Origin of the sequence: Streptomyces sp. NPDC005281 (assembly GCF_040607495.1) — a bacterium.
GTDB lineage: Bacteria > Actinomycetota > Actinomycetes > Streptomycetales > Streptomycetaceae > Streptomyces.
On the sequence record NZ_JBEXGX010000038.1, the window covers coordinates 39,843 to 53,770 of the forward strand.

8 protein-coding genes are annotated in these 13,928 nt (G+C 71.3%); 5 read left to right on the forward strand and 3 right to left on the reverse strand.

What is annotated here, in order from left to right:
* The first annotated feature begins 60 nt into the window (after nt 1-60).
* Together ABZV42_RS35960 and ABZV42_RS35965 are read left to right on the forward strand one after the other, a co-directional pair.
* Nucleotides 61-1,965 (forward strand): AMP-binding protein, encoded by a 1,905-nt coding sequence (locus tag ABZV42_RS35960; RefSeq protein ID WP_355983198.1) that lies wholly within the window; start codon nt 61-63, stop codon nt 1,963-1,965.
* Between the two features lie 148 nt (nt 1,966-2,113).
* Complete coding sequence (locus tag ABZV42_RS35965; RefSeq protein ID WP_356055658.1) at nt 2,114-4,099, forward strand: Ig-like domain repeat protein; 1,986 nt, start codon at nt 2,114-2,116, stop codon at nt 4,097-4,099.
* 168 nt (nt 4,100-4,267) lie between these two features.
* On the opposite strand, the gene ABZV42_RS35970 is transcribed toward ABZV42_RS35965, so the two are convergent.
* The gene (locus ABZV42_RS35970; RefSeq protein WP_037627265.1) at nt 4,268-4,471 is read right to left on the reverse strand and encodes a cold-shock protein; all 204 of its coding nucleotides are present in this window, start codon (nt 4,469-4,471) and stop codon (nt 4,268-4,270) included.
* A 345-nt stretch (nt 4,472-4,816) separates the two neighbouring features.
* Here ABZV42_RS35970 and ABZV42_RS35975 point away from each other — a divergent pair, with 345 nt between their 5' ends.
* Together ABZV42_RS35975 and ABZV42_RS35980 are read left to right on the forward strand one after the other, a co-directional pair.
* Nucleotides 4,817-5,665, forward strand: coding sequence for a menaquinone biosynthesis protein (locus tag ABZV42_RS35975; RefSeq protein ID WP_356055660.1), 849 nt, complete (start codon nt 4,817-4,819; stop codon nt 5,663-5,665).
* 90 nt (nt 5,666-5,755) lie between these two features.
* Nucleotides 5,756-7,636 (forward strand): serine/threonine-protein kinase, encoded by a 1,881-nt coding sequence (locus tag ABZV42_RS35980; protein WP_356055662.1) that lies wholly within the window; start codon nt 5,756-5,758, stop codon nt 7,634-7,636.
* Nucleotides 7,637-7,782: 146 nt separating this feature from the next.
* Here ABZV42_RS35980 and ABZV42_RS35985 read toward each other — a convergent pair whose 3' ends face one another.
* Together ABZV42_RS35985 and ABZV42_RS35990 are read right to left on the reverse strand one after the other, a co-directional pair.
* A complete protein-coding gene (locus ABZV42_RS35985; RefSeq protein ID WP_356055664.1) occupies nt 7,783-8,502 on the reverse strand; it encodes a hypothetical protein in 720 nt (239 codons plus the stop codon).
* A 127-nt stretch (nt 8,503-8,629) separates the two neighbouring features.
* On the reverse strand, nt 8,630-13,195 hold the full coding sequence (locus ABZV42_RS35990) for an FtsK/SpoIIIE domain-containing protein (RefSeq protein ID WP_356055666.1): 4,566 nt from the start codon (nt 13,193-13,195) through the stop codon (nt 8,630-8,632).
* A 277-nt stretch (nt 13,196-13,472) separates the two neighbouring features.
* Here ABZV42_RS35990 and ABZV42_RS35995 point away from each other — a divergent pair, with 277 nt between their 5' ends.
* Nucleotides 13,473-13,778: a WXG100 family type VII secretion target gene (locus tag ABZV42_RS35995; RefSeq protein ID WP_078943692.1), complete on the forward strand. Its 306-nt coding sequence runs from the start codon at nt 13,473-13,475 to the stop codon at nt 13,776-13,778.
* Nucleotides 13,779-13,928: the final 150 nt, after the last annotated feature.

Sequence of the window (13,928 nt, forward strand, 5' to 3'; positions counted from 1 at the left end):
CCTCCGAGCCCGAACACGCTTTGCACCCGCCCCGGCCTCCGGCCGACAAGGAGCCGCCCCGTGTCCAGCCTCTACCAGTCCGACTCCGCCCCTCCACTCCCGGAGCCCGAGATCAAGCGGCTGGACGGTGTCGTGCGTGAGGTCGCGGTGCCGCCGATCGTGGGCCAGGTGACGCACGGCTCCCTGGCGGACATCCCGTTCGACAACGCGGCCGCCGCCCCGCTGGATCCGGTCCTCAGCCGGAGGACGCCGGACGGTGCGGGCTGGCAGGACGTGAGCGCCGCCGAGTACGCCGACGAGGTCCTGGCGGTGGCCAAGGGGCTGATCGCGGAGGGGTTCGTGCCGGGCGACCGGATCGCCATCATGGCCCGGACGACGTACGAATGGACGCTCCTCGACTTCGCCGCCTGGGCCGCGGGTCTGGTCACCGTGCCGGTCTACCCGACCTCCTCGGTCTTCCAGACCCGCTGGATCCTCCAGGACTCGGGAGCCGTCGCGCTCGCCGTCGAGACCGTGGCGCAGGCCGCGGCGCTCGGCCCCGAGCGCGATCACATCCCCGATCTGCGGCACATGTGGGTCTTCGAGAAGGGGCACCTGGAACGCCTCGCGGAACTCGGCCGCGAGGTCCCGGACCAGGAAGTCGCCGTACGGCGCGGGATGCTGGGCCCGGACACGCTCGCCACCCTCATCTACACCTCGGGCACCACCGGCCGCCCCAAGGGCTGCGTCCTGACCCACGGCAACTTCTTCGCCGAGGTCGACAACGCCGTCGAACTGCTCTACCCGATCTTCAAGGCCCGTACCCAGGATCCCGCCTCCACCCTTCTCTTCCTCCCCCTCTCCCATGTCTTCGGCCGCATGGTCGCCGTGGCCTGTCTGCGCGCGCGGGTGAAACTCGGCCACGCGCCGAGCCTGAAGACCGATGAACTCCTCGCGGACCTGGCCTCGTTCAAGCCGACCTTCCTGCTCGCCATCCCGTACGTCCTGGAGAAGGTCTTCAACACCGGCCGCGCCACGGCCGAACGGATGGGCCGCGGTTCGTCCTTCGACCGGGCGGCCAGGATCGCCCAGAAGTACGGCGAGGCCGTCGAGGCCAGGCAGCACGGCACCGGCCCCGGCCCGAGCCGCTCCCTGCGCGCGGCCCGCGCCCTCTACGACCCGCTGGTCTACCGCCGTATCCGTAACGCCCTCGGCGGCCGGGTCCGGCACGCCATCTGCGGCGGTTCCCCGCTCGGCCGCCGGCTCGCCGCCTTCTACGCGGGAGCCGGGATCGAGATCTTCGAGGGGTACGGCCTGACGGAGACCACGGCCGCCGCGACCGTCACACCCCCGCAGAAGCCGCGCCTCGGCACGGTGGGCCGGCCGTTGCCGGGCACCCGGGTGCGGATCGCCGCCGACGGTGAGGTGCTGCTGTGCGGAGCGCAGGTCTTCCGCGGCTACTGGGACCCGCACGCGGGCGGTGTCGTCGACGCCGCTCCCGGCGGCTGGTTCGCCACCGGCGACATCGGCGAACTGGACGACGGGGGCTATCTCGCCATCACCGGCCGCAAGAAGGAGATCCTGATCACCGCGGGCGGCAAGAACGTGGCCCCCGCGCCCCTCCAGGACTGGCTGCGCTCCCATCCGCTGATAGCCCAGTGCATGGTGCTCGGCGACCGCCGCCCGTTCGTCTCCGCCCTGTTCACCCTCGACCCCGAGGGCATCGCCCACTGGCGCCGGATGAACGGCAAGCACCCGGTTCCGCCGGAACTCGTCATGGACGACCCGCAGTTGCTGGCCATCCTCCAGCGCGCCGTCGACGAGGCGAACCGGCTCGTCTCACGCCCCGAGTCCATCCGCCGCTTCACCGTCCTGCCGGTCGACTTCACCGAGGAGTCCGGCCACCTCACCCCATCCATGAAGCTGCGGCGCACGGCGATCGAGAAGGACTTCAGCAAGGAGATCGAGGGCCTGTACGCGACGTAGTCCCCCCACCCGGCTGATCGAGTTGTCAGTGCCATGACTTAGCCTTCGTTCATTCGCCGCACGGATGCGCAGGTCAGGCACAGAAGCCGTCGTCCGCACGCCCGGCGGCTTCACAACTTCGTTCCGGGGGGTTCGAATCAGCGTGCGTATGCGCACTCTTCCCATGGCCACGGCACTCGCGGTCGCCTTCAGCTCCGTGGCCCTGGCCGTCGGCACGGCCACGACGGCCGCCGCCGACTCCAGCAAGATCCTGCCGGTCAAGTCGGTCGGCGACATCGTGGTGGACGGCGTCCACCGACGGGTCTTCGTGAGCGACCCGTCAAACGGCAAGATCGTGGTCACCGACTACAGCGGAACGGTCGTCAAGCAGATCACCTCCCTGCCGGGTGTGCAGGGACTCGAACTGTCCGCCGACTCCGGCACGCTGTACGCGGCCGTGCCCGGCGGCAACGACGCGATCGTCGCCATCGACACGGCGACCGCGACCCAGTCCGACCGCTACCCGACCGGCAACCTCGACCCGAAGTACCCGGCCCTCGCGGGCGGCAAGCTGTGGTTCGGCTACGGCTCGGCCGGCAGCGGCAACATCGGATCCGTCGACCTGACCGGTCCCGAGCACAAGGTCACGCCGGCCCAGGACGCCGACAGTCCGTGGTTCGCGGCCCCGATGCTCGCCTCCTCGCCGGGTGCGCCCGGTCAGCTGGTCGCGGGCATCCCGGTGCAGAGCCCGCTCGAACTGGCCGTGTACGACGTGTCCTCCGACACGGTCGTCCGTACCGCACACACCTCCCCGTCGAACGGCGGCAGCCTGGCGGACCTCGCCGTCACCCCGGACGGCAAGGACGTCGTGGTCGCCGGCGCGGGCCCCAACGCCCACACGGTGTACCGGACGTCGGACCTGTCGGAGGACGGCACCTACCGAACCGTCGCCTACCCGAACGCGGTCGACATCGCCCCGAACGGCATGGTCGCGGCGGGCTCCTTCGCCTGGTACGACCCGGACGTGTACGTCTTCCGGGCCGGTGCCACGAGCCCGCTGAGGCAGTACGACTTCCCCAACACCGGTGACAGCAGCGGCGCGGACACGCTGGCCGAGTCCGGGCTCGCCTGGGCACCCGACGAGAGCCGGCTCTTCGCCGTCTCCAGCAACAGCCTGGGTGTGTACTCGCTGCGGGTCCTGGTCGACGCCGCCAAGCCGGCCACCGCGATCACCGTGAGCGCCCCGGCCACCGCGACCCGTGCCAAGAAGCTGACGGTCAAGGGCAAGGTCACGTCCAAGGAGGCGCTCCCGGCCGGTGTCAGGCTGACGCTGACCCGCACCGACCTGGAGTCACCGGGCGGGAAGTCGATCGGCTCGGTGGCGGTCGCCGCCGACGGCACGTACTCCTTCGCCGACACTCCGACCGTCGGCGGCAGCGTCAAGTACACCGCGGCGTACGCGGGCGACGCCGGCCACGCGGCGGGGTCCGGCTCGGACACGGTGGCCGTCTCGCGCACCACCCCCACCCTGACGCTGAACAACAACGGCAAGGTGTACTCCTACGGCGCGGACGTGAAGTTCACGGCCCACCTCGGCTCGACGTACAAGAACCGCAAGGTCGAGATCTGGGCCGACCCGTACGGTTCCGACAAGCCCAACACGCGGGTCAAGTCCGGCACGGTCGACTCGTCCGGCAATCTGTCGGTCACCCTCGACCTCAAGCGGGACGCGACGGTCACCGCGAAGTTCGCCGGCGACGCCCACTACGGCTCCAAGTCGGTGGCGAGCAAGGTCGGCGCCAGGGTCAGCGTGTCGACGGCGGTCACCAAGCACTACACGACGCGGTCGGTGTACGGGCACACGTACTACTACTTCCACCAGTCCACGGACCCCGTCTTCACGACGACGATGACGGCGTACCCGGGCCGCAGGCAGCGCCTCCAGATACAGGCCTACTCCCAGGGCTCCTGGGTGACGACGGGCACGCAGTACTTCGCCCTGAGTTCGTCGGGCAAGTCCCAGGTGACGGTGACGGGCACTCCGCCGAAGAACGTCCGTTTCCGGGTGCGCGACTCGTACATCAACGGCTCGTCGGGCGACACGGTGAACTCGACGACGGACGGTGCCTGGAAGTACTTCCTCTTCACCGGCTGACCCGGCTGACCCGGCCGACCCCGGCCGGTCCGGGGCCCGGCTGTTCCGGAGCCCCGGCCGGCCGGGGCTCCGGACACAAGGCAGGAGCCCCGCGACCGGCTGGCGCGGGGCTCCTTGGGTACTGCTATCCGTTCCGGATCAAAGCATTGGGCTCATGGAGCCGAAGGCTTAGAGCGGGGTGACGTTCTCCGCCTGCGGGCCCTTCGGACCCTGCGTGACGTCGAAGGAAACCGACTGGTTCTCTTCGAGCGAGCGGAAACCGTTCGCGTTGATCGCGGAGTAGTGGACGAAGACGTCCGGGCCGCCGCCTTCTTGGGCAATGAAACCAAAGCCCTTTTCGGCGTTGAACCACTTCACGGTTCCGGTAGCCATAAGCCCTCCTTGGGCCCAAAGGGTTGCCCTGCTCCAGAACCTGCGATTGTGTAAACAACTGCATACGTCTGAAAACGACGAGAGCCCGCGGTCACATGCTCCGCAGGCTCTGTACTGCAAGGGAAACCAAACTGCAACTTGCGGCGAGCCTAGCATGCAGGCAGCCGAAAGCAACAGAGGCGAAGATCACGTCATCCGGACGGGTGGTGAGCACGTCGGCCAGTGGTCTGACGTGCGCCGACTGCGAGGTGTCACAACAGTTGACACGAGGAGTCGGGACGGTTTCCGCCGGCACACGCCGACCCTGAAGCCCGCACGCCGGCGCTCGGGGGCTAGCCTCGCGATGTGGACAATTCTCGCACCCGGCCGCGCGTCGGCCACATCCAGTTCCTGAACTGCCTGCCCCTGTACTGGGGGCTCGCGAGAACGGGCACGCTCCTCGACTTCGAGCTCACCAAGGACACCCCCGAGAAGCTCAGCGAGCAGCTGGTGCGAGGGGACCTCGACATCGGGCCCATCACGCTCGTCGAGTTCCTCAAGCACGCCGACGACCTCGTCGCCTTTCCGGACATCGCGGTGGGCTGCGACGGCCCCGTGATGTCGTGCGTGATCGTGTCTCAGGTTCCCCTCGACCAGCTGGACGGCGCCCGCGTCGCCCTCGGGTCCACCTCACGCACCTCCGTGCGGCTCGCCCAGCTGCTGCTGGCCGAGAAGGTCGGGGTGACGCCCTCGTACTACACGTGCCCGCCCGATCTGAGCCTGATGATGCAGGAGGCCGACGCCGCCGTCCTCATCGGCGACGCGGCGCTGCGCGCCAACCTGCTCGACGGGCCGAAGTACGGGCTCCAGGTGCACGACCTCGGTGCGCTGTGGAAGGAGTGGACGGGCCTGCCGTTCGTCTTCGCCGTGTGGGCGGCCCGCCGCGACTACCTGGAGCGCGAGCCGCTCGTCACCCGCAAGGTGCACCAGGCCTTCCTCGCCTCCCGGGACCTCTCCCTCGACGAGGTCTCCAAGGTCGTCGAGCAGGCGGCCCGGTGGGAGGAGTTCGACGAGGCAGTCCTGGAGCAGTACTTCACGACGCTCGACTTCCGCTTCGGCGGCTCCCAGCTCGAGGCCGTACGGGAGTTCGCGCGCCGGGTCGGTTCGACCACCGGTTTCCCGGCGGACGTGAACGTACGGCTCCTCCAGCCGTGAGGCGCCGGCCGCCCCGGTCCCGGTAGTTCCGGGGCCGGGGACGCGCACGGGACTACGCTGCTGGGCAGTGTGTACGGGGGAGGGGGAACCGTGAGTGCATGGCAGCCGCTCGGAGCCGACGAACCCACGGCCGTGGGGCCCTACCGGCTGCTCGGCCGGCTGGGTTCAGGCGGCATGGGGCGCGTGTATCTGGGACGCAGCGCGGGCGGGCGTACGGTCGCGGTCAAGATCGTGCATCCGCACTTCGCGCTCGACGAGGAGTTCCGTGCCCGCTTCCGCCGCGAGGTCGAGGCCGCGCGGCGGGTGGGCGGCGCGTGGACGGCACCCGTCCTGGACGCCGACCCGGAGGCGCCCGTCCCCTGGGTCGCGACCGGCTACGCGGCCGGCCCCTCGCTCACGGCCGCCATAGCCGACGGCGGACCGCTGCCGGTCCACTCCGCGCGGGTCCTCGGCGCCGGTCTGGCCGAGGCGCTCACGGCGGTCCACGGGCTGGGCCTCGTCCACCGTGACGTGAAGCCCTCCAACGTGCTGCTCACCCTCGACGGCCCGCTCCTCATCGACTTCGGCATCGCGCGGGCCACGGACGGCACCGCCTCGCTCACCTCTACCGGGGTCTCCGTCGGCTCCCCGGGTTACATGTCCCCCGAGCAGATCCTCGGCAAGGGCGTCACGGGAGCCGCGGACGTCTTCTCGCTCGGCGCCGTCCTCGCCTACGCGGCCACCGGCGAACCCCCCTTCCCCGGCGACTCCTCCGCCTCCCTCCTCTACAAGGTGGTGCACGAGGAGCCTCGACTCGACTCCCTGCGGGGTGAGTTGCGCGAGCTGGTGGCGGCCTGCCTGGCCAAGGAGCCCTCGGCGCGGCCCAGTCCGGGCGAGGTGGGGTCCCGGCTGGCACCGCAGGGCGCCGCGCGGCTGGTGTCGGCGGGCTGGCTGCCGGGCGCCCTGGTCGAGCGGGTGAGCCGAAGTGCCGTACAGCTGCTGAACCTTGAGGCGACGGGGGCCGAGCCGGCCACGCCCTCCGGGCTGTTGGGATTCAGCAGTCCCTCGGTCGAGGCGGACCGGGTCACCGGGACCGGTGGCGGGCCTGGTGGCGGGCCCGGCCAGGTGACATCCGGGGCGGCGGGAGCGCCGGGCGGGGCGCCGGGTGCGGGCGGGGGTTTCGGCCCGCCTCCGCCGGGCTTCGGGCCACCGCCCCCGATGCCCGCGTACGTACCTGGACAGGCCGGAGACCGGACCGCCGGGCCCCAGGACGCCGTGCACCGCGAAGGGATCCCGGGCCCGGGGGCGTCCGACCGGCCGGGCAAGGTCTCGGTCAGCGTGGCGGCGACCTCCGCGCCCGGGGCCGGAGGGCAGGGCCGCAGGATGAGCTGCACGGTCGCCCTGGCCGTGGCGGGAGCGCTGGCGGCGGTGACCGTGGGATCAGCGTTCCTCTTCGACCTGCTGCCGGGAGGCGGCACGGACGACCAGGGGAGCGTGGCCGGCGGGCGGCCGTCCGTCACGGCGAGCGGCGGCACCTCCGACACGGGCCCGTCGGCCGGTGCCACACGGCCCGGTTCCACCGGGAGCGCCGAGGAACCGTCTCCGACGAGGAGCGCGTCCGATCCGGGCGAGCAGCTGCCGAAGATCCCGGCCTCCTACCTCGGCACCTGGGAGGGCGACGGCCTCGGCCTCAACGGCACCCTCCCCATGGGTACCTTCCGCGTCACCGTCCGGCAGGCGGCCGTGGGGCAGGAACTGGGTACCTTCCGGCAGACGGACCAGATCGGCGGGATCTGCGACGACGTCCTGCTGCTGAAGAAGGTCACGAAGACACAGCTCGTCGCCACGAGTGTGGCCTCGGAGTCCAACAGGGACGTCTGCACCAAGGGGCGGCACGAGGTCCGGCTCACTCCCGTGGGCGGCGATCTCACCTACGCGACGGACAACCCCGAGGCCGGAGACCCGGTGGCCCGGATGGCGAAGGTCGGGTGACCGGCGGCGGCCGGGGGGTCGCCCGCCCTCGCGGGGCCGCCTGGCCGAGGTGCCCTTGCGGGGCCGCTTGGCCGAGGTGCCGTCGCGGGATCTGCGCCGACCGCGGTGCCCTTGCGGGCCGGCCGACCGAGGTGCCCTTGCCGGGATCAGCTCGCAGCCGCGTTCCCGTCGGTCGCCGCGCTCCTGTTGGCCTTGTCGGGCCCGGCGGCCGTGTCGGTCCCGGCGGGCGTGTCGGGCCCGACGGCTGTGTCGGGCCCGTCGGCCGACGCCTCGCGCGCCTTCGTGATCCTGACGGCCGCGGTGATCAGCGCGGCGGCGACGAGCACCGTCGAGAGCAGGCCGACGGCCCAGACCCAGGGGTATTCGGCGTGGACCCAGCAGGGGCCGCCCCGGGAGTAGCAGCCGCCGTGCCAGTCGCGCCGGTGCCTGGGGCGGAACCCCGCGAAGACGACCACCGCCCACATGAGGACGGCGGCGACACCGGGCAGGGAGGCGAGCACCCAGCCGATCGAGCGGAGCGGGCTCGGCTTCCACTTCATCCGGGTCAGGGTCACGATCACCACGGTCAGCCCGACCGGCAGCAGCGCACCGGCCAAGGCCGCGAAGCCGTACCCGCCGCCGGGTGAGGCGGGTGCCGCCCGCCCCCAGAGCTCGGAACCCCAGGTCATGACGGTCAGCGCGAACCCGGCGACGGCCGCCGTGGCGGTGATCAGGGCCAGGCAGCCGACAACCGATTCCCCTCGGGACGCCCTCTTCTCGTCCCGCGCGTTCGGCCGCTGCCGCTGCCGCTGCCGCTGCCGCTGTCGCTCACGGCCGGGTGCCGCCCCCGCGGCCCTGCGCCGCCTCGGCTTCGCCGATCCGCCCACCCGGATCCGCCCCCTTCTTCCTTCTGTCCCTCCGTCAACTGCCCGCACCTCGCCGGGCTCCGTGGCCCTTCTGGGTGCGGTGCCGTTCGTGCTGGTGCGCCGCAGGCGCAGGACATGGACCCGCCGCTCACATCGGTGTCGTCACCGTCATCGGCTCCCCGTCCCCGAGGTGCAGCAGGCCCTTGCCGGGGGCGACCGGTCCGCCGACCATGCTGCGGTTCGTACGGATGCCGATCAGCTCGCCCGCGGAGGAGTCCTGCGGACACAGCAGGATGCCGCGGCGCCCCTTCTTCATCTCGACCTGCCAGCCGGAGAATCCGCTGCACACGTCTTCCTCGTCACCGGCGATGACCAGTCCGAGTCCGCGTTCGCCGCCGCGCTGCACGATCCGCTTGAAGACCGTCTCGGCGTCGCAGTCCTCCAGGACCTCGCCGTCGTCGACCAGCACCACCACCGGCTCCTCGGGCGTCGCCGAGCCGATGGCCTCGCGCAGGTCGTCGCTCTCGATGTCGTCCTCGTCGAAGACCTTCAACACGCCGTCATGGCCGTCCAGTTCACGCAGCGGTGACGGGCGCGGCGCTGCGATGACCAGACGTACACCCTGGGCGAGATACGAGCGCGCCATGTTCATCAGCGTCGTACTGCGGCCGGACTTGGCGGGGCCTGCGACGACGAACGTCGGCACGCCCCGGGAGAGGTCGGGGCCGAAGCCCATGACGTCGTCGCCGCCGATGCCCACCAGGCTCCACAGCTTGGAGCGGGAGGCGTCCGGGTCGCGCATCTCCCAGGCGTCGGCGAAGCCGATCCGGGTGGGCAGCACGTCCACCCTGAACGGGCGCCGGTCGCGCGGGAGTTCGGCGTCACGGGCCGCGGCGGCCTCCCCGATCGCCGTGAGTGCCGCGGCCTGCCCCTGGCCCGTCGCGTCCTCCGCGAGCAGGGCGAACTGGGTCTCCGTGCCGTGCTCGTTGCGGTAGCCGCGACCGGGCGGGATCTCCTCGGGGATCCTGCGCGCGTTGACGCCGATCAGCGAGAAGTCGGAACGGTCGGCGAGCCGCAGGGCGTACTTGTCCTCGGTGAGCGAGCCGATCCGGGTGGACAGGATCTGCCGGTCGCCCGTCATCACCAGATGCAGACCGACACTCGCACCCTCGCGCATCATCGCGGTGAGCTGGTCGGTCAGATCACCGTGGTCGTACTCGCCGAGCGTCGGCAGCCAGCCCTCCCACCGGTCGAGCAGCACCACGATGTGCGGGAGCCGCTCGTCCGCCGGCACCGCGGCCCGCTGCTCGCCGATGTCGGCGAAGCCCTTGTCGGCCAACAAGTCCTGTCTGCGCGTCAGTTCACCCTTCAGGCGGGCGATGAGGCGGACCACGCGCTCGGTCTGGTTGCGGCCGACGACGGCACCGCAGTGCGGCAGCCGGGTGAGCGCGTTGAGCGCGCCGTTGCCGCAGTCGATGCCGTACAGATGGACGTCGGCGGCCGAGTGGGTCCGGGCCAGCGAACCCGCGATCGTGCGCAGGATCTGCGAGCGGCCGCTGCGCGGGGCGCCGCCTATGAGCAGATGCCCGAACGAGGCGAAGTCCACCACGACCGGGCGGCGGGCCTGGTCGGCGGGCAGGTCCTCGACGCCGTACGGGGCGGGCGGCAGCTTGCCGGGACCGCCCGTGAACGCGGGCACCTGGACCTCGTCGAGCAGCAGCGTCCCGGACAGCGCGGGCAGCCAGGGGCTGTGCTGGGCCGGGATGCGGAGGGCGCGGTTGGCCTCGCGCACGGCGTCGACCAGCACCTTGAGGTCGGTGATCTCCTCCTCCTCGCGTTGCTCGGACTTCGGCTTGACCAGCGCGGCCCGCCCGAGGTCCGTCCAGTCGAGCGGCCCCGCCCAGGGCGCCAGCGCCGCCGGATCGGCGGCACCGGGCCGCCGGCCTCCGACGCGTCCCGACTGGAACGGTACGAGCGAGGCGTGCCCGAGACGTACGTACGCGCGGCCCGGTGTGTTCTTGGAGATGTGCCCGGCCTCGGGGGAGTCGATGACATCGCTCGACTCGCCGCCGTCGGTCACGCGCAGCGCTATGCGGAGGTTGGTGTTGGCGCGGATCTCGGGCGAGACGACACCGCTCGGGCGCTGCGTGGCGAGCAGCAGGTGGATGCCGAGCGAACGGCCCCGCTGGGCGATGTTGACCAGACCGGTCACGAAGTCGGGCAGGTCGCGCACCATGGAGGCGAACTCGTCGATGACGATGAGGAGTCGGGGCACGGGCGCGTGCGAGGGATCACGGCGTACGAGATCCTGGTAGTCCTCGATGTCCTTGGCGTCGGCGGCGGCGAGGATGTGCTCACGCCGCTTGAGTTCCGCGCCGAGCGATTCCAGCGCGCGCTCCACGAGATGGGCGTCGAGGTCGGTCACCATGCCGACGGTGTGCGGGAGTTGGACGCAGTCCTTGAACGCCGAGCCGCCCTTGTAGTCGACCAGCACGAACGTCATGTTCTCGGGGGTGTTGGCCACGGCCAGCGACGCCACGATGGTCTGGAGCAGCTCCGACTTGCCGGAACCCGTCGTACCGGCGATGAGACCGTGGGGGCCGTCGCGCCGCATGTCGATGCCGAACGGACCGTCGTACGACTCGCCGATGACGGCCGTCGTCGACTGGCCGCCCATCCGCCAGCGCGCGCTGATCGCCTCACCGGTCGGCGGCTCCAGCTGGAGCACGTCCAGCAGCCTGCTGGCGCCGGGGAGGGCGGAGTCCTCGGTCTCGCCGCTGATGTCGCGCAGCGCGGACAGGGCACGGGCGAGCCGGGAACACCAGGCGGCCGACACGAAGTCGGGCCGTACGTCCCGTACCCGGGCGATGCCCGTCTGCTGGACCCGCAGCCGCAGTTCGAGCGCCTTCTGCGTGCCCGTGGCGGAGTCGTCGGCCTCGGTGGCGTGCCAGGCGTGGAAGGAGGGGAAGCCTCCGGGGGCGGCCGGCGCGGTCCTGGCGGGCGCCTGCGCGCTCGTGTGCTCCTCGGCCTTCGGCTCCGCGATGACGATGGCCTGGCACTCGCCGGGCAGGAACCGCTCCTCGGCGTCCAGGCAGATCGCGTACATGGCCATGGCCGGGCCCTCGCGCAGCAGCCGCACCACGCCCGGCATGGACCGCAGCCGCCGGGATCCGTCCCAGACGACGATGATGTCGGGGTCGCTGAACGAAGCCTTGTTGCCGTTCTGCCTGGCGGCCTTCTGGCGGGCGTCGAGGAGCTGGGTCAGCTCACCGATGCGGGCGCCTACGGTCTCGGCGTCCGTGCCGATGAGGACGTTGGCGTCCTGGGCGCCGGCGGGTCTGCTGTGCGGGAGCCAGCGCACCCAGTCCCAGCTGTCCTGGCCGCCGTTCTCCGTCAGGACGTAGAACTGGACGTCCAGCGGGCTGTGCAGCACCGCGGTCTGGGTGACGGCCCAACGGCCCAGCGCCCGGGCCGAGTCGCCGGGTCCGGCGATGCCGACGACACCGCGTTCGGCCAGCGGAAGGGCGACGGGCGCGTCCTCGATGGTCCAGGTGACCTGGCGCTTGTGGTCGTCCTGCTCCGGGTCGTCCAGCACGACCTCGGAGGGGAGCCGGCCGGTGCCGACGCGCAGCAGCAGGTGGTCCGGGTCGGTGCGGCGGCGCTCCCACAGTCGGGTGCGCGGCCCGGTGCCCAGCGACAGCACCGTCGCCGGGTCGGGGATCGCCCGGCGCCGGTCGAGGCGTTCGGCGAGCAGCGCCTCCTGGGCGTCCTCCTCGATCCGTGCCTTGTGCTCGTTGTACTCCTTGACCTGCTTGGCATGGGACTTGCGGCCCTGCTTCTTGTCCATGAAGAAGTTGCCGAACATGATGAGCGGGCTCAGCAGAGCCATGATCATGTAGTACCAGCGCCCGAAGACGAGGGCCATGACGACGGCGCTGACGAGCGGAGTCAGCGCCATCAGCCAGGGCAGCGGCCGGGCTTCGTAGTCCCGTACGGGACCCGGCAGCCGGAACTTCGTCTCGCGCTCGGGCGGATGCAGCCGTGGCGGCCGGTTGTAGTCGAGCCCGGCACCGTCGTCCGACCACTTGAGAGCGGCGTCGGGCTGTGAGTAACGGTCCAGCTGAAAAAGGGTGTTGCCGACGGCGATCTGGCTGCCGAGCGGCCATTCGTCGTCCTCGCGCTCCTCGATGGGCGCGCCGTCGAGGGTGACGCCCGTCTTCTCGCCGTGCACGGAGACCCGGCATGTTCCGTCCGTTGCAACTGACAACGTCAGCGCCCTTTGCGGAAGTTCGGGATCGTCGACCCGGACGTACGAGGCGGCCCCGGCCCCGATGTCGTACCGGCCGATCCCGAGCCGGTGCACGGCACCGGCCGCCGGGCCGCCTGCGACCCGCAGTTCGACCAGTCCGGTCGGCTCGCCGGGCAGGCATCCGGCGGGGTCGTGCAGGCTGACGACGGCGCCTTCGCGCAGCGGCGAGGTGGCGATGGTCGCGGCCGGGTCGACGGGATAGCCGTCGACGTACGCGACGGGCGCGCCGCCTCCCGCTGCCCCCTGGTACTGGCCGAGGGGGATGATCTGCGCACCACCGCCGTAACCGACGTGCTCCGCAAGCTCCTTGGCGATGTCACCCACCGAGGACTCGGGGTCCGCGTCGAGAACCACGTCGGCGGTGGCGCCGCCGAGCGGGTCGACGACGGTCACGGTCAACCGCACGCTCGTCCTCCCCCAGACACCGAAGGCCGCTTCCGGAACGCGGGCCACAGTGCTCCCGACCATAGCCGCTCACCGCTTCCCGCAGGCAACGCCCCGTGTGAGGGAACCACGAAGGCCCGTCGTGGGAACCGCCCTTGGTGCGCGCTCGTGACAGAACCGGGGTGTGCTCCTGCAAGCGCCGTAAGTAAGCTGCTTGCTCGACGCGGACGTTCACATCATCCGTATCAGGAGCCACGGGGGTTGGCCCTGCGGCGAGTTGAAGCATGGAGGACGCCACATGGCCGGCGGCAAAGACGCGGACATCACTTACGAGAAGATGCGGCACGCTGCGAAGCGGCTCGGCCACGAGAAGGAGAAGATGGAGGACAAGCTCCACGGCCTCGACAGCTACATCGACGGCCTCGTCGCGGACGGCTACACGACGTCCAAGGGCTCCCAGGCCTTCGACGACTCCTTCAAGGAGTTCACCAAGGGCATGAAGGACACCCTGGAGGGCCTCAAGGGCATGGCCAAGTTCCTCGAGGACGCCGCGAAGGCGTACGAGGACCTTGACGACCAGCTGGCCAAGGGCGTCAAGGGCTGACACCCGCCATCGCGGACCACACCGGGTGCGACGGGGCGCAGAGCGCTCGGTCGCACCCGTGCCGGTGGTGCGGTGCACAGTCCTGCTCCAGGTGTGAGAGCCCGCGCGGTCATCGCACCCCTCGCGCTTCCGTGAGTCGTGTTTCGGAGC